The organism is Mycobacterium sp. 852002-51152_SCH6134967, assembly GCF_001667105.1.
Classification (GTDB): Bacteria; Actinomycetota; Actinomycetes; order Mycobacteriales; family Mycobacteriaceae; genus Mycobacterium; species Mycobacterium neumannii_A.
The window spans coordinates 229406-245794 of record NZ_LZIK01000012.1 but is presented as its reverse complement, the minus strand read 5'-3'; the positions used below and the strand labels follow the sequence as shown (position 1 = coordinate 245794).

19 protein-coding genes are annotated in these 16389 nt (G+C 66.6%); 1 reads left to right on the top strand and 18 read right to left on the bottom strand.

Translation table 11 applies throughout. The features are described 5' to 3' along the window. Positions 1 to 195 (top strand): DUF3046 domain-containing protein, encoded by a 195-nt coding sequence (locus A5790_RS03875; RefSeq protein WP_064395248.1) that lies wholly within the window; start codon positions 1 to 3, stop codon positions 193 to 195. 4 nt (positions 196 to 199) lie between these two features. On the opposite strand, the gene A5790_RS03870 is transcribed toward A5790_RS03875, so the two are convergent. From A5790_RS03870 to A5790_RS03785, 18 genes are all read right to left on the bottom strand, one after another. After that, a complete protein-coding gene (locus A5790_RS03870; RefSeq protein WP_066841539.1) occupies positions 200 to 643 on the bottom strand; it encodes a hypothetical protein in 444 nt (147 codons plus the stop codon). A 53-nt stretch (positions 644 to 696) separates the two neighbouring features. Beyond that, positions 697 to 1824: a hydrogenase formation protein HypD gene (gene hypD / locus A5790_RS03865; protein ID WP_066841464.1), complete on the bottom strand. Its 1128-nt coding sequence runs from the start codon at positions 1822 to 1824 to the stop codon at positions 697 to 699. A gap of 10 nt (positions 1825 to 1834) precedes the next feature. Continuing rightward, complete coding sequence (locus tag A5790_RS03860) at positions 1835 to 2107, bottom strand: HypC/HybG/HupF family hydrogenase formation chaperone (RefSeq protein ID WP_066841463.1); 273 nt, start codon at positions 2105 to 2107, stop codon at positions 1835 to 1837. Positions 2108 to 2119: 12 nt separating this feature from the next. Beyond that, positions 2120 to 3214, bottom strand: a complete 1095-nt coding sequence (gene hypE / locus A5790_RS03855) for a hydrogenase expression/formation protein HypE (protein WP_066841462.1) — start codon at positions 3212 to 3214, stop codon at positions 2120 to 2122. Continuing rightward, a complete protein-coding gene (locus A5790_RS03850; RefSeq protein ID WP_066841461.1) occupies positions 3211 to 3897 on the bottom strand; it encodes an SIS domain-containing protein in 687 nt (228 codons plus the stop codon). The genes hypE and A5790_RS03850 overlap by 4 nt, the downstream gene beginning before the upstream one ends. After that, positions 3894 to 4619 carry a hydrogenase assembly protein HupF gene (locus A5790_RS03845; protein ID WP_066841460.1) on the bottom strand — a complete coding sequence of 242 codons (726 nt, stop codon included), beginning with the start codon at positions 4617 to 4619 and terminating at the stop codon, positions 3894 to 3896. Before A5790_RS03845 ends, A5790_RS03850 begins: the two co-directional genes overlap by 4 nt. After that, positions 4616 to 5335: a DUF6390 family protein gene (locus tag A5790_RS03840; RefSeq protein ID WP_066841459.1), complete on the bottom strand. Its 720-nt coding sequence runs from the start codon at positions 5333 to 5335 to the stop codon at positions 4616 to 4618. The genes A5790_RS03845 and A5790_RS03840 overlap by 4 nt, the downstream gene beginning before the upstream one ends. Continuing rightward, entirely contained in the window at positions 5332 to 7641 is a 2310-nt protein-coding gene (gene hypF / locus A5790_RS03835) for a carbamoyltransferase HypF (RefSeq protein ID WP_066841458.1), read from the bottom strand. Before hypF ends, A5790_RS03840 begins: the two co-directional genes overlap by 4 nt. After that, entirely contained in the window at positions 7638 to 7901 is a 264-nt protein-coding gene (locus A5790_RS03830) for a HypC/HybG/HupF family hydrogenase formation chaperone (protein WP_066841457.1), read from the bottom strand. The genes hypF and A5790_RS03830 overlap by 4 nt, the downstream gene beginning before the upstream one ends. Before the next feature lie 3 nt (positions 7902 to 7904). Beyond that, a complete protein-coding gene (locus tag A5790_RS03825) occupies positions 7905 to 8390 on the bottom strand; it encodes a hydrogenase maturation protease (protein WP_082961557.1) in 486 nt (161 codons plus the stop codon). 141 nt (positions 8391 to 8531) lie between these two features. Then, entirely contained in the window at positions 8532 to 9869 is a 1338-nt protein-coding gene (locus tag A5790_RS03820; protein WP_066841455.1) for a hypothetical protein, read from the bottom strand. After that, on the bottom strand, positions 9866 to 10510 hold the full coding sequence (locus A5790_RS03815) for a DUF6084 family protein (protein WP_066841454.1): 645 nt from the start codon (positions 10508 to 10510) through the stop codon (positions 9866 to 9868). Before A5790_RS03815 ends, A5790_RS03820 begins: the two co-directional genes overlap by 4 nt. Further along, positions 10498 to 11139, bottom strand: a complete 642-nt coding sequence (locus A5790_RS03810; RefSeq protein ID WP_066841453.1) for a DUF5947 family protein — start codon at positions 11137 to 11139, stop codon at positions 10498 to 10500. The genes A5790_RS03815 and A5790_RS03810 overlap by 13 nt, the downstream gene beginning before the upstream one ends. Then, a complete protein-coding gene (locus A5790_RS03805; protein WP_066841452.1) occupies positions 11136 to 12068 on the bottom strand; it encodes a NifU family protein in 933 nt (310 codons plus the stop codon). Before A5790_RS03805 ends, A5790_RS03810 begins: the two co-directional genes overlap by 4 nt. A gap of 3 nt (positions 12069 to 12071) precedes the next feature. After that, positions 12072 to 13868, bottom strand: a complete 1797-nt coding sequence (locus A5790_RS03800; protein ID WP_066841538.1) for a nickel-dependent hydrogenase large subunit — start codon at positions 13866 to 13868, stop codon at positions 12072 to 12074. A gap of 87 nt (positions 13869 to 13955) precedes the next feature. After that, a complete protein-coding gene (locus A5790_RS03795) occupies positions 13956 to 15011 on the bottom strand; it encodes a hydrogenase expression protein HypE (protein WP_066841451.1) in 1056 nt (351 codons plus the stop codon). 121 nt (positions 15012 to 15132) lie between these two features. Continuing rightward, the gene (hypB, locus tag A5790_RS03790; protein ID WP_066841450.1) at positions 15133 to 15948 is read right to left on the bottom strand and encodes a hydrogenase nickel incorporation protein HypB; all 816 of its coding nucleotides are present in this window, start codon (positions 15946 to 15948) and stop codon (positions 15133 to 15135) included. A 2-nt stretch (positions 15949 to 15950) separates the two neighbouring features. Continuing rightward, the gene (locus A5790_RS03785; RefSeq protein WP_066841449.1) at positions 15951 to 16280 is read right to left on the bottom strand and encodes a hydrogenase maturation nickel metallochaperone HypA; all 330 of its coding nucleotides are present in this window, start codon (positions 16278 to 16280) and stop codon (positions 15951 to 15953) included. Positions 16281 to 16389: the final 109 nt, after the last annotated feature.

Below are 16389 nucleotides of genomic sequence, written 5' to 3'. Positions count from 1 at the left end.
GTGCGGTTGACGGAATTTCACCAGCTCGTCGAGGAACAGTTCGGTCCGGTGCGAGGCTCGTCGCTGCTCGTCGACCACGTCCTGAGCGGATTGGACGGGCGCACCGCCGAACAGGCCATCGAGGACGGCGTCGATCCGCGCGACGTCTGGCGCGCGCTGTGCTCGGACTTCGACGTCCCGCGCGATCAGTGGTGAATCGCTAGCGTTTGTCCTCGGCGCGACCGGTGCCCACGGTGTGTGACGGGCCCACCCGATCGTCGCCGCGGTCGGACTCCGGCATCTGTGACGCCGGTTGCTCGTCGGCGGGAGAGGCCGTCGCACCGCCCTCGGTCTCGCTCGGCGACGGCGCCTTGCTCGCTGCATCCGTCGCCGGTTTCACAGCGCCCGCGGTTCGTTCGCCGCCGTCGTCTCCCCGGCCTTCCGGCTTGGCCGACGTCTGCCGACCCGCGTACGGGGGAACCTCGGGTTTGACGTCCTTGGGCGGCTCGTTGGTAAATCCCGTCTCGAAGTCCGGCTTTCCACCGTCGTCGTGTTCGGGGACGGATTCGTCACCTTGATATGTGTCCGACGGGCGGTCCACCGGCCCGCCCGATGGTTCATCGGATCCGGTTCCGCGCTTTCCCCGTTCCTCCGGCTCTGTCATGACAATCACTCCTCACTTGTCGCCACTGGATCTGCGGCGACGAATCGACGGCCTCAGGGGCGCTGACCCAGGACCAACGCCGTCTCACGGTGCAACCGACCGAAGTTGTAGTACGCCGCGCAGGCACCTTCTGGGGACACCATGCACGTCCCGATCGGTGTCTCCGGTGTGCACGCCGTACCGAAAACCTTGCACTCCCACGGTTTGATGACGCCTTTCAGCACCTCGCCGCACTGGCACGCCTTCGGATCGGCCACCCGCACACCCGGCATGGCGAAGGTGCGTTCGGCGTCGAAGTCGGCATAGTCGGGGTGGAGCCGCAGCGCGCTCTGCGAGATGAATCCCAGCCCCCGCCACTCGAAATGCGGTCGCAGCTCGAACGTCTGCGCCATCAGCTTGAGTGCCTGGGTGTTGCCTTCGGGTCGCACCACCCGCGTGTACTGGTTTTCGACCTCGCAGCGGCCGCCCCGAATCTGCTGCAGCAGCATGTGCACCGACGCGAGGATGTCGAGGGGTTCGAATCCCGCAACCACCATGGGTTTTCCGTACACATCGGGGACGAACCGGTAGGGGCGCAGCCCCACCACCGTCGAGACGTGTCCGGGCCCGAGGAATCCGGACAACCGCAAGTCGGGAGACTCCAGGATCGCCTTGATCGGCGGAACGATCGTGACGTGATTACAGAACACGCTGAAGTTACCCACGCCCAAAGCTTTCGCGCGCACCAGCGTCACGGCGGTGGACGGCGCGGTTGTCTCGAAGCCCACTGCGAAGAACACGACCCGCTTGTCGGGGTTGTCGAGCGCTATCTTGAGGGCGTCCAGCGGCGAGTACACGAAGCGCACGTCGGCGCCGCGGGCCTTCGCCTCGATGAGGTTGCCCCGCGATCCTGGCACCCGCATCATGTCGCCGAACGTCGTGAAGATGACGTCCGGTTGTTCGGCCAGCCACATCGCGTCGTCGACGCGTCCCATCGGGATGACGCACACCGGGCATCCGGGCCCGTGTACCAGACCGACCGTCTCCGGCAGCAGATGCTCGATGCCGTGGCGGTAGATGGTGTGGGTGTGGCCGCCGCACACCTCCATGAATTTGAACTCGTCGTCGCCGGCCAGAGCGGTGATGGATCTGACCAGCGCGCGTGCGGCGGCTGGGTCGCGGAATTCGTCGACGAATCTCATGGCTTGCCTCTCAAGCGATTTCGGACGAGTTGAACGCTTCGATCTCGGCGGCGTAGTCGGCGCCCATCTTCTGCACCTGGTCGAGGGTGAGGGTGGCCTCGCGTTCGTCGATCTTGGCCATCGCGAACCCGACGTGGACCAGGACCCAGTCGCCGACCTGCAGGTTGTCGTCGGCCAGCAGGCGCACGCTGATGGTTCTGCGGACGCCATTGACGTCGACCTTGGCCAGCGATTGTTCGGCGTCGACGATGTCGACCACCTGACCGGGGATGCCGAGGCACATGTCGGTCTCCTCTCAACAGATCCGCGGCAGCGGGTCGCCGACGAGCATGTCGACGATCCGGCTGCCGCCGAACGACGTTCGCAGCGCGACGATTCCGTGGGGTTGGGGGACGATCTCGCCGACCACCGCGGCCTGCGCGCCCTGCGGGTGGCCGCGCAACGCGGACACCGCCGCATCGGCTTCGTCGGCGGGCACGATGGCGACGAACTTGCCTTCGTTCGCCACGTAGAGCGGGTCGATGCCGAGCATGTCGCACGCCCCGAGCACCTGCGGCAGGACGGGCAGCCTCTCCTCGTCGAGGATCATCGCGAACGGCGCGTCTTTGACGAGTTCGTTGGCCACCGTACCCACACCGCCGCGGGTCGCATCGCGCATCCACCGGGTCGACGGCGCCGCGGTCAGCAGGAGCTCGACGAGTTCGTGCACCGGCGCGGTGTCCGAGGCGATGTCGGCGTCGATGGCCAGATCGCCGCGCGCCAGCATGACGGCCATCCCGTGCTCGCCGATCGTGCCTGACAGCACGACCTTGTCGCCGGGATCCACGCTGTCGCGGGACAGTCGGCGGCCCTCGGGAACCAAACCCATGCCCGCGGTGCAGATGTAGACGCCGTCGGCGGCACCCTTGCCGACGACCTTCGTGTCGCCGGTGACGATCTGCACACCGGCGTTGGACGCCGCTTCGCCCATATCCGCGACGATTTCGCGCAGTTCGGCTATGGGAAAGCCTTCCTCGATGACGAATGCGGCCGAAAGCCATTGCGGACGAGCACCGGAGACCGCGAGGTCGTTGATGGTGCCGTGCACCGCGACATGGCCGATGGAGCCGCCGGGAAAACGCCTCGGGGAGACAACGTAGGAGTCGGTCGAGAACGCGAGCCGTTCGCCCGACGGAATCCGGACGGCCGCGGCGTCACCGAGTTGTTCGAGTTCGTCGTTGCGGAAGGCCTCGAGGAACACCGCGTCGACGAGCGCGGCCGACGACTTTCCGCCCGCCCCGTGCGCGAGCGTCACTACGTCGTCGAGTAGACGCGGTCGACGCTGACGGAATTTGTCGATCCGTTCCAGGACGCGGTTTTCGCGCTCGGCCGCGCTCGTAGCGTGGGTCATGAGGTGTGTGCTCCATTCAGTGCGCGCGCCGTGTCGGTCTGTAGATGTTTCTGCACCACCGACCAGAGCTGGTAGCCGAGCATCGCGTGGCTCTCCTGGATGCGGTGGATGCTCTGCGAGTGGACGGTGAAACAGAAGTCGAGGTCGTCGGTGGCCGCCATCCGGCCACCGTCGTGCCCGGAGAAGCCCAGGGTCAGCAAGCCCCGTCGCTTGGCTTCCGTGATCGCCGTCATCAGGTCGTCGGAGTTGCCTGACGTCGACAGCGCGATCGCGACGTCGCGGTCTCGGGCGTGGGCGATGATCTGACGCTTGAAGATCAGCTCGAACCCTACGTCGTTGCCGAGCGCGGTCACCACGGCGTTGTCGGCGGCGAGGGACCACGCGGCGACCGGCCGACCGCGCGCCGGCCGGCTGAACAGGGACGCCAACGTCGCGGCGTCGGTGGAGCTTCCGCCGTTGCCGAATGTGTACAGCCGCCCGCCGCGGCGGAACCGTTCGGCCATCTGCATTCCGGCCGTGGTCAACGGATCACGGTACTCGGCAAGCGATTCGCGTTGCAGCCGGGCGCTTTCCGCGGCCTTTCCGCGGGCCGAGGCCGCGAGATCGTCGAGCAGGCTTGCCGCGTCGGTCTCCTCGGAGTCGATGAATGGATACAGGAAGCCGGTGGCATCGGAGTCTGTCATCGGGGGACCTCCTCGGGCTCGACGCGCGAAATGGCCGTTCCGGCGTGAAGCAGTACGAGCTCATTCGGGGCGACGTTCCCGATCAGCGTGACGTCGACCCATTCCTCGCCTTCGGCGGTCCGGACCAGGGCCGGGCTCGTCGCATCGACCGGCTCCAGGACCACCTCGCCGAGTCGGCCTTCGTCGCTGCAGGTCACGCATGCGGTGGCGGACTCCGCCGTCTTGAGCAGACCCGGATGCTCGAAGCAGACGTGGGTGAGCTCCCACAGCAGGTGATACAGCAGCACGAACGCTCCGGTGGCGGGCACCATCGGGTCGTCGGTGTCGATCCAGAGGATGTGGTTCGCCGCTCCCGCAGGCGGACGCCGTCCGGAGCCGATCCACAACGTCAGGACGCCCCACGCGCGGGCGCGCTGCACGGCGTCGATGACAGACGGTTCGTCCGCTGATGCCACCGCGACCAGCAGATCACCGGGCCGGCTGGCCACCCGCGCCTGCGCGACCGGATCCGGTTCGACGAGGGCGACCGACGGAAGCGCCCGCTTGCCCATGATCACCGGGTGCACGAACTCGACGGCGATGTGGTGGGCGTGCGGTTCCCATTGCGGTGAGATCACCCACAGGGTTGCGCCGTCGTTGAACCTGCGGGCCAGATCCAGCGCGGCGGCGGCCAGGTCGGCGGATAACTCGTCGCCGACATACGGTCGTTCAACGGTCGTCATCGCGATACTTCCTGTCCGATAACGGAGTTCACCAATTTCAGCGTGGTCTGCGTCGCCGCCTCGAGCTCGGCGCCTTCCTCGTCGGTCAGTGTTGCGCAGACCCAGTCCCAGTGGGCGGAGACCACTGCTCCGGGTTGCGGGGCCGGCGCCAGTGAGACGTCACCCCTCATCCATGAGATGTGCTCGGGCCGCGGGTCGCCCAGCGTCAACCGTCCGTCCGTGTGGTGCAGTGGCCGTGAGGCGATTTCCGCATGCTCGCCCGTGACTGTGAGGACGGTTCCCCAACGGATGCGGCAGGATTGCATGACGTCCAACGCGGTCCGGGCGTCACGGCGAAGAAACCTCACCCAGGGGTAGACGACGAAGACGTGGAAGCTGTGGTGGGCCAGGACATCGGCGGTGGCGGGCACCGCGTCGAGCAGTCCGGTGACTTGGCCGGTGAATGAGGCACGTAGCCGGGCGAGCAGGTGCTCGGGGTCCACCTTGCTCAGCGCGCGACCGCCGATCCAGTAAGCGCGAACGACCTCTTCGTCGAGTGCGTCCGAGGCGCCGACCGCCTCGGCGATGGCGCACAGGTACGGCCAGGCTCCATCGAATTCGCGTGCATGCGAGGCGAGCCCGGAGGTGGCGTCGACCTCGGCGGGTCCACAGTAACCGAGCTCGTTCGGCGGGTACGCGTAGCGGCCGAACTCCGTACGACCGTCCTTGCCGTTCATGACGCGTTCCCCACCAGGAGCTGGCCGAGCGCGATACCGCCGTCGTTGGGCGGCACCATGCGATGGGTCATCGCGTCGATGCCCCTGTCGTGTAGCCCGTTCAGCGTCAACTCGAGGAGCAGCGCGTTCTGGAAGACCCCCCCGGACAGGGCCACGGGACGCGACGAGTCGGCGTGTGTGCAAGCGAGGTCGACGACCAGGTCGGCGACCGCGCGATGGAACCGGGCGCCGATGCCGGACGGGGGGACGCCCCCACGGAGGTCAGCGACGATAGCGTCAAGTACGGGCGCGGGATCGATCACCGCCGCGGAGTCGGATGTGTCGACGCTGAATGCGTAAGGCTCTGTGCCGCAATCGACGCCGCGGGACATGCCCTCCAGCTCGATGGCGGCCTGAGCTTCGTAGTGGACGATCTGCCGCACCCCGGCCAGCGAGGACACCGCGTCGAACAATCGGCCCATGCTGGAGGTCGGCGCGCATCCGAGACCGGTCTCGAGTTGTCGGTCGAGTGCGTCACGCTCGTCAGGCGGGCAGGCCGACACCGGGGGCAGTCCGGGATCCCAGGCGATTCCCGCCGACCGCAGATGAGCCAGGGCCATCCGGTAGGGGCGCAGGACGCTGACGTCACCGCCGGCGAGGGGAACGTACTTCAGGTGGGCGAGCCGTTGGAAGCCTTTGTAGTTCGCTAGTAACACCTCACCGCCCCATACCGCCCCGTCGGGTCCGTAACCGGTGCCGTCGAACGCGAATCCGAGCACCTGGGTGGATCCGTCGAGACCGTGTTCGGCCATCACCGCGGCGATGTGCGCGTGATGATGTTGGACGGTCCTGACGGGCCGCCCGGCCGCGTTGCGCCGGGCCCACTGGGTCGAGCGGTACAGCGGATGCGCGTCGGCGACCAACGCCTGCGGGGTCACCGACGTCAGCTCCTGCAGATGCCGGTGGGCGCAATCGAACGCGGACAGCGTTGCCAGGTCGTCCATGTCGCCGATGTGCTGGCTCAGCCACGCGTACCTGCCGTCCGCGACCGCCATGGTGTTCTTCAGGTCGGCGCCGACTGCGAGCGAGGGTGGTACCGGAACCGGTAACGCCACAGGCAGTGGCGCATACCCCCGCGATCGCCGGATCGGCACCTCCACCACGCCCCGGCGTTCGTCACCGAGGGGAACCACCCGCATGACGGAGTCGTCGCACGGAACGAGGATCTCGCGGTCATGCATGAGCCAGCCGTCGACGAGATGTGAAAGCCGTTGCAGTGCCGCGTCGTCGGTGAAGCATATCGGCTCACCGGAGAGGTTCGCCGACGTCATCACCAGCGCTTGCGGTCCAGGTTCGTCGCCCGGCAGGCCGAACAGCAGCGTGTGCAGCGGGGTATAGGCCAGCAGGACACCAAGGTTCCGATTGTGCGGCGCCACCGCGTCGGCGACCGGGGCGCCCGTCCGCCGCGGCATCAGCACGATGGGGCGTTGCGGTCCGGTCAGCAACCGCGCCGACGGTTCGTCGATCTCGACAAGGGCGTGGGCGGTAGCGAGGTCGGGTGTCATCACCGCGAACGGCTTGTCGCCGCGGCGCTTTCTGGCACGCAACTCGGCGACCGCGCGTTCGTCGGCGGCGTCGCAGGCCAGGTGGTAGCCACCGATGCCCTTGACCGCGAGGATGCCTCCCTCGATGAGCAACCGGCGCGCCCGCGTCAGTGCGGGTTCGCCCGTCGCGGTGACGTCCGCGTGGTCGCGGTACGTCAACGTGGGGCCGCAGTCGGGGCAGCAGACGGGCTGGGCGTGAAATCTTCGGTCGGCGGGATCGTGGTATTCACGCGCGCAGGACTCGCACATGTCGAAGGCCGCCATGGTCGTGGCCTGCCGGTCGTAGGGCAGCGAGGCGATGATGGTGAAGCGCGGCCCGCAGTTGGTGCAGTTGATGAACGCATGACGAAAGCGTCGGTTGTGCGGGTTGCGTTGTTCGGCGGCACAGTCGGCGCACATCGCGACGTCGGGGGAGGTCAGCGTGCGGCCACCGTCGGTTCGCGTGGTGTCGGCGATGACGAAACCGGTCCCGCCCGCGGCCGCAAGCTGTTCGGTCTCGATGCTTTCGATCACCGCCAGCGGCGGTGGATGGTCACGAAGCCGGATCAGGAAGGCCTCGACATCGGCCGTTTCGCCCTCGACGTCGATGAGCGCGCCCGAGCCGTCGTTGCGGACACTTCCGGTCAGCCCGAGCGCGGCTGCCGTCGTGTACACGAAGGGGCGGAAGCCGACTCCCTGGACCACTCCGCGGACCCGGATGCGAAGCCGGTGGCGCGTAATCACGGCGAATCCTCGATGCCCGGCGTCGGTTCGCCTCGGCCCATCAACTGCAGGCCCGCGAGCGCGGCGTCGGCCCCTTCTTTGTCGGTCTTCTCCACGACGAACCCCATGTGGATGATGACCCAGTCGCCCGGTGCGAAGGTCTCCTCGGGCAGCATGCCGACGTTGACCTTGCGGTGCTCGCCCGCGACGTCGACGAGGGCCAACTGATCGCCGTAGCCGTCCAGCATCGTCACGACCTGCCCCGGTATCCCCAGACACATCGTTCAGCCCTCCGCCACCGGGGCGCGAGCCAGCAGCCCGGCAACCACCTCGCCGATCACCTGCACCGCCTCCGGTACGGCCGCCGCGACGGCGTCCGACAGTCCGATACCCTCGTCGACGTTGTCGACCTCGCACCCGATCACCACGGTGTAGGGCGGAGTACCGCCGAGGGCATCGAGGCTGGCGAACACTGCCGCGGGATCCATTGCGTGCGCGTCGAGACCCGTTGCCCCGGGGGTGTTTCCGAGATCGGCCTCGAAGACGTGGAGTGTGCCCGGTGCCCCGCGGTCGGGGATGGCGTCGACGAGTACGAGGGCGTCACAGCCGTCGAGCAGGTCGTAGGCGAGGTGCATGCCGCCGATCCCGTAATCCCTCACCACAACGTGCGCTCCGGCGAGACCCGCAGGCACGCAGCGCATGACCTCGGGGCCGAAGCCGTCGTCCCCGAGGAAGATGTTGCCGAGCCCGGCTACCAGGATGCGGGAGATAGGTTGGGAGATAAGGACACCTCGTTTTCGGTCACATGCGGCGCATCTTCATGTAGCGCCGCGCATCCGGTACGGAGCGGATGCCGATCAACGCCGCCGCCACGGCCACGACCGCCACGGCTCCGACCGCGATCCAGCCAATCACTTCCATTGCGGACTCCCTTCAACCAGAGGTTCGACCTCGTCAGGTGCGAAGTACAGGTAGCGGCCGTACCAGTCGTGCAGGTCGGCTGCGGGATCGTCCTCGATGACGACGCCGATGTGGTGCTCACCGTCGACGTCCTCGTGGACCGAGGTGACCCGCGCGATCTTGTCGGCGTAGAACACGTCCTGAGCGTCGGCCCGCCGGGAAGGGCGCAGCCTGACTCGGGTGCCGCGGGCGACGCGAGTGTCATTGACCAGCACGGCATCCGAATCCGGCCGCACAGCCATATCGGCCATGGGATCCCACCATTCGACGCCGGCCGGGACTTCCGGGATCAGGTCCGGTTCACCGCTCGGCGCGTGCGGGTTCCGCAGCACGCCGTGCAGATCGAGCATCGCCTCGGGCGACATCGAGTCGCAGCGGTCGATGATCGCCGCGGCACGTTGATCGGTCGCGCGTGCCTGCGCCTTCTCGTCGTCGGTCATCGTCATGATCCGCAATGTCAGGATCTCGTCTATCTCGGTCGAGTCGTAGAGGGCACCCTTGCTCTGCGCGGCGATCTCGGGGTGGTCGTAGAGGATGATCGGCGACGCGAGCACGAGATCCCGATGTGGCGCCGGGCCGGCGAGCACCGGAAAGCAGCGGTACTGGCGACACCGCGCCACGGCGTCGGCGGCCCACGCCGGCGGTTCGAGCAGGGAGATGAACTCACCGTCGGCGACCTCCAGCAAGAGGTGGGTCCCGATCAGTGACACGGCGATCGCCTCGTCCTTGTCGCCGGCCGGTGCTGCGGTGTTGCGCACATCGAACGTGAGCCGCAGCAAGTCGCCGTCCTGCTCGGCGGAGACGTCGAGTCGGCCGCTCAGATCCCGGCGCGTCCGCACCAGCCTGCCGCCCGCGACGGGCTCGATCTCTCTCGCCGACGGAACCGAGATGTCCAATGTCCGAGGCAGGCTCATGACCGGGAACGGGTCGATCGGGATCTCGCACTCGACGGCCTCGTCCCAGCTGACCCATGCATCGGTCCCCGAACGCAGCTCACCGACCGGTTCGAACCATCCACCCCCGGCGTCGCGTTCGACGCTGCGGCGCTGCAATTGCAGGAAGCGGATCACACCGGTAACCATCGGGATGCCGTGCGGGTCCAGCAGCACCTGGGTGGACAGCGAGGCGTCTTCTCCGATGGCGGCCTCCGCGGCGCCGTTCGGTCCCAGAACGCCGAACTGCCAACGGGACTGGTTCTTGCTCGAGCTCGCTCGGTAGGGATACAGCAGGTACCCCTCGTAGAGCACCGCGTCCGCGACGGCCCGGGCGTGATCCCAGTCTGCGGTCATCGAATCTCCTCTGCGGTGTGAGCGGCCAGTAGCGAGACGATCGCGTCGTCGTAGTTCAGGAGGCCGCGGGCTGATTTGAACTCGGACAGCGCGTCGATGGTGTCGTGACTCAGCCGCAACCAACCGGTGTTGGGAAAGTGCAGGCGCATCAGGTCGTGCCACGTCGACACGGGCAGGTCGTAGTGGTCCTCGCGATCCCAGGGGACCTGCTGAACGCTGAAGTTCTTTTCACCGCGGGTAAAAACCGTTCCGCTGAAGAGGAACTGTAGTGGGATGGCACCGTCGCGCACGGCGCGGAAGTACTTGGTCGCGGTCACCTCGAGGTCATAGGTGCACTCGAGCGGCAGTTCGACCTGTGTGGTGCCGGTGAACCCCGGCACCATGGTGCTGGTGTGCTGCCAGAGGAAGTTGTGTTGTGTGGTGTCCCAGCGTTCCCGTGGCCCGAACAGGTCGAGCAGCCCGAGCGCCTCACGATCGGTGTAACCCCGGCGCAGCGGCTCGATGCGGACTTGGCACCGCAGCGCGATGGCGTGCACGGTTTCGTCACCGTCGGCGGCGATACCGATCCGGGCAGTTAGCACCGGTGCCACCGCGTACGGTTCGGCGCAGATGTCGAGCACTGCGAAGGTCAGCTCTGGCACGGCGCCACCACCTTGGCTCGGGCACGAACCTGTTCGAAGAAGCCGTTCACGTAGTCTCGGACCTGCTGGCCGCCGTCGAATCCGCGCCACAGCCGACGGAGCGTGCCGACAAGCTCGTAGCAGGCGTCAATAGGCACTAAAAAGCATGCTGGGCCGCGGTTTTCGTCATCCGGTACCCGGACCAGCAGCGCCTCGGTGTCGTCGGCGAGCAGGTCGACTCGCCGGTCCGCCGCGCGGACTTCGTCCCACACGGACAGGTCCAGTTCGGATTCGGTCGCGCCCGCCGGGCCGGGGTAGAAGGCCACCACGCGGTTCAACGTCGAGTTGCGGAAGAAGAAGGCCAGCCCGACCGGGATCTGGAGGAGCAGCCACTCGCGGCGTCCGAGCCCGAAGTCGGGAAAGGCCAACCAGCGGTCGGGCACGGCGCGGTAGCGGAGCTCCGCGCTGACGTCGGTGAAGAGCAGATAACAGCCGCGGCATACGCACATCAGCTGCCGCGCCTCGACATTGACGACATGCTGGTGCTCGCCAGGGATCTGCTCGGCGCACATCTCACAGCGCTCACCCGCGGGCTTGGGAGCACCGCGGCTGGCCCGGATCTTCGCGAGCACGTCGTAGGCGCTGCTCATGCCACACCCGCCGCGGTCGGTTCGGCCATCGCGATCGACAGCACGCCGTCGCGCGCCAGCAGCGGGACGGGTTGCAGGTGAGCGAACGGGTCAGCGTGTTCGTCGACGCAGGCTCCGGCGTGCACGACATCGAAATGGGCATGGCAGCGCGGGCAGCGCAGCACCGCGTCACCCGCGGGTGACCCGATGCGGCGGTGCAGCGCGGCGCCGGCCAGCGATTTGTGGCAGGCGCCGCAGCGGTCGCGATAGGCGAACACCTCATCGTCGATCCGGCATGCCAACACGGTGGTTCCCGCAACGGTGAACCCGCCGACCTCACCGGGCGCCAGGTCGGCGAATTCGGGCACGGGGTACCACGTGGCCTGCGCCGGTGCACGTTGCTGGACACGGCTGAACAGCGTCGCCGGTGGTATCACGGTGGCACCGGAGTCGGGCTGCACCACCTCGATCGCGGTTACCTCGGGGGCCGCCGCCCGGATGGCGTCCTCAACGGTCAACTCCAGGGTGACCGCCGACGAGGGGCAGCTCTTGCAGCTGCCGGCGAACTGCAGGCGGACCGTGAATCCGTGTGAGTCGTCGTCGATTCCGAGGAGCGTGACATCGCCGCCGTGTGAGCCGAGGTAGGGCCGTACCCTGTCCAACGCGTTCTCGACGCGGCGGTGGACGTCATGCGGATGCAAACCGTGCACCAGCAGCAGGCTGGCGACGAGATCGTCGCGGGCCAGCCGCTCCGCGGTCCGGGCGTCGGCGCTCACCGCGATCCGCAGCATCCGCTCGAGTGCGGCGCCGTAGAGATCGGTGACCTCACCGAGGAGTTGGACCGCCCGCTCGTGTGCGGCGGGGCCGCCTGCGGCCGACGCATCGAGCAGGGCCTGTATCCGGTCACCCGCCGTACGCCATTGCGCGTCGTTCTCGATCGGCGGGGCCATTCCCTATTCCCCGGTGACGGACTGGGTGGGGGAGTGCAGCAGCTCCAAGGTCTTCCCCTTACCCAGGTACATGTGCACGCCGCATGGCAGGCACGGGTCGAAACTTCGAACGGTGCGCATGATGTCGATGCCCTTGAAGTGCTCCCTGTCGTTCTCCTCGAAGATCGGCTGGCCCTGGACCGCGTCCTCGTAGGGTCCCGGTGTGCCGTAGCTGTCGCGGGGATTCGCATTCCACGGTGTCGGTGGATACGGGTGATAGTTGGCGATCTTGCCGTCGCGAATCACCATGTGGTGACTCAGGACTCCACGTACCGCCTCGGTGAACCCGCATCCGATGCCCTCGTCGGGTACGTCGAATTTCTCCCAGGTCTTGGTGCGGCCGGCGCGGATCTCCGTCAACGCCTTCTCCGCGAAGTGCAGCGCGCAGGCGGCCGCATAGGCCTGGAAGTACGTTCGGGCGCGATTGCGCTCGAGTGTGTTGCTGCCGTATTGCGGGATCTTCCACTCGAGCTCGACCGGGCCCTTCAAGGCGGTCTTGGGCAGGTTGATCTGCACACTTTGGCCGGTCGCCTTGACATAGCCGATGTCGACCAGCCCGGCGAGCGCGGTGGACCACAGCCGTGCCAACGGCCCGCCGCCGGTGTCCAGCGCCAGGTGGTCCGTGCCGTCGAACCAGCGCGGAGCCATCACCCAGCTGTAGTTACCGTCGAAGTCGCGCTTCTGTGGTCGCGGGTTGGTGTGCTGGTTCCAGGGGTGCCGTCGGTCGATGGGATTGCCCAGCGGATCGGTCTTGACGAACATCTCCTGATCGGTCCAGTCGTCATAGTACGAGTGGCCCAACAGGATTCGGATACCAAGGTTGATGTCGACAAGCGAGTGGGTGTGCAGCTTGCCGTCGATCACGATTCCGGGTGTGACGAACATGGCGTCGCCCCAGCGCTCCATGTCCTTGTACTCGAAGTTGCACACCTCGGGATCCTGGAATGATCCCCAGCAGCCGAGCAGCGTGCGCCGCAGGCCCACCTGGTCGTAGCCGGGGAGGGCCTCATAGAAGAAGTCGAAGAGATCGTCGTGCATCGGCACGACCTTCTTCATGAACTCGACGTAGCGCATCAGCCTCGTCATGTAGTCGGTCATCAACTGGACCGTCGCGGTGGTGCCGATGCCACCGGGGTAAAGCGTCGACGGATGAACGTGCCGACCTTCCATCAGGCAGAACATCTCTCGCGTCCAACGACTGACCTGCAACGCCTCCCGGTAGAACTCACCGGTGAATGGGTTGAGCGAGCGCATGATGTCGGCGATCGTGCGGTGGCCGTGCATGTCGGCGTGCGGCGCCTGGGTGTTCTCGGCCTTGGCCAGCACGCTGGGATTGGTCTCGGCGACCATCTTCTCGCAATAATCCACACCGACCAGGTTCTCCTGGAAGATGTTGTGGTCGAACATGTACTCGGCGGCCTCGCCGAGGTTGATCAGCCATTCGCCGAGATGCGGCGGTTTGACGCCGTAGGCCATGTTCTGGCAGTAGCACGAGCACGTCGCGTGGTTGTCGCCGCAGATGCCGCAGATGCGGCTCGTGATGAAGTGGGCGTCGCGCGGGTCCTTGCCCTTCATGAAGATCGAATAGCCGCGGAAGATCGACGAGGTGCTGTGACACTCCACGACCTCGCGGTTGTCGAAGTCGACCTTGGTGTAGATGCCGAGGCTGCCGACAATCCGGGTGATGGGGTCCCACGCCATCTCCACGAGTTGGCCCGGATCGCGCTTCACGTGTGACGGCTCGGGGATGATGGTTGTCATCGAACTCTTCTCTTTCTTCTGCTGAGAAGCGTCACAGGCCGTTTCGATACCCGAAAGCACGCCTGCGCGCCCCGGGACGAACCACACCTACCAGGTGCGGGTCGCTCCGGTCGTGAGTTGCGTGCCGGGATGGCGCCACTTGGGTTCTTTGTCGACGGTGCGGCCCGTGACATTGCGCAGGCTGCGGATCACCGATCCGTACAGACCTGACGCCGCGGTGGACACTTTGCCGCCGGGTGGTTCGTCCATGAACGGCATGAACTTGTCCGGGAATCCCGGCATGGTGCAGCCGATGCATATGCCACCCACGTTCGGGCAACCGCCGATACCGTTGATCCAGCCGCGCTTCGGCACGTTGCACTTGACGACCGGACCCCAACAGCCCAACTTGACAATGCATTTCGGCGAACCGTACTCGGTTGCGAAATCGCCTTGTTCGTAATAGCCGGCCCGGTCACATCCCTCGTGCACGGTGGCGCCGAACAGCCACTGCGGGCGTAACGCGTCGTCAAGGGGGATCATCGGAGCCTGATCCGTGGCCATGTACAACAGGTAGGTCAAGGTTTCGGCGAGGTTGTCGGGCTGGATCGGACATCCGGGGACGCAGACGATCGGAATGCCTGCCTTGCTCTTCCACTCCCAACCGAGGTAGTCGGGCACGCCCATGGCGCCGGTCGGATTGCCGGCCATCGCATGGATGCCGCCGTAGGTGGCACAGGTCCCGACCGCGACGATGGCAGTGGCTTTGGGCGCCAGCCGATCCAGCCATTCGCTCGTCGTCATCGGTTGGCCGGTCGCGGGGTCGTTGCCGAAACCGCACCAGTAGCCTTCGGCTTTGATCTTCTCGTTCGGGATCGACCCCTCGACAACCAGAACGAACGGCTCCAACTCTCCTCGGTCGGCCTTGAAGAACCACTCGAGAAAATCGTCGGCGCCCCCGTTCGGTCCGCATTCGAAATCGATCAGGGGCCAATGGACGGCGATTTTCGGCAGCCCGGGGAGCGCGCCAAGGGCGATCTCCTCGATGCTGGGCTGGGTGGCGGCAGTCAACGCCACCGAATCGCCGTCACAACTCAAACCGGCATTGATCCACAGAACGTGGATCAAGGCCTCTTCTGCTTTGACTGCTGCCTCCGTTGGCATAGGTCACAGCTTCCTGGGGGCCGGGCTGGGGCCCTCACGACCGGGAGCCGGGCTGGGGCTCCCACATCACGTGGTGTCGTGGCGCCGATTTCCGACGCTGAACTTGGGTTTACTCCGGGGGCTATGGCTTGTCAACGGGTGCGGACGAAGTAGCCGACTTTGCGCAATCGGCGATCCAGTCGTACCACTGCGAGCTACCATCGCCCGTGACCGCCGACATTGGGAGAATCTGCGCCTCGCGGTTCAGCGATCGCACGTAGCTGCAACACTTTTCAAGATCAAAGGCGACGTACGGCAGCAAGTCGATTTTGTTGACGATCACGAGTCGGGCCGCCGCGAACATGTGCGGATACTTCAACGGTTTGTCGTCGCCCTCCGTCACCGAGATGACGACGACCTTGCTTTGCTCGCCCAGATCGAACATCGCGGGGCAGACGAGGTTTCCGACGTTCTCGATGAACAGGATCGAGCCCGGTTCCGGGTCCAACGCCCGTAGCGCGCGATGCACCATCTCGGCGTCGAGGTGGCAACCCGCACCGGTGTTGATCTGTACCGCGCGCGCTCCGGTGGCCTTGATGCGCTCGGCGTCCAGCAGCGTCTCCTGATCGCCCTCGATGACCGCCACCGGGCGATCCGGCTTGAGCTCGCGGATCGTACGCTCGAGCAGCGTGGTCTTGCCGGCTCCCGGGGAGCTGGTCAGATTGAATGCCACGATGTCATGCGCGGCCAGCCAGGCGCGGTTGCGATCGGCCAGCTCGTCGTTCTTGGCGAGCACCCTCTGCTCGAGCGTGACGGTCTCGGTGTGGGGATGATCGTGGGTGTGGCCAGGCCCGTGGTGATGGTCGTGCCCGTGGTGTTGGTCGCTTTCGTGGGGGTGGTCGTGTCCCGGCATGGTGACGGTCGCGCCGTGGTCGCCGCAGCCGCAGGTTGCGCACATGCTCAACTCACTTCCATCGAGAGAATCTTCAGGTCCCGCCCGGCGGTCACCTCGACATCCGCACTGCCGCAGGGGCACAAGAGGATCAGATCGGGCAGTTCGAAGCTCTGCCCGCAGGTGTGGCAGCGCGCGGCGCCGGGTTGCACATCGAGATCCAGGCGCGCGCCGTCGGCGACTGTGCCCGCGGTGGCGAGTTCGAAGCAGAAGCGCATCGAGTCGGGTACCACGGCGCACAGCGCGCCGACCTCCAGCTTGACGCAGTGCACCCGGCGTCCCGCGGCGTGCTCGCACACCGCATCGACCACACTTTGCGTTATCGCCATCTCGTGCACGCGGACCCCGTTTCGGCCGGGATGTCTTCACCATAGGCCGCGCGGCGGGCGGCGGGGAGTGGACGGGAGAACCATTGGACACTCGGTGCCGACGGCACGGCGTGTCTCC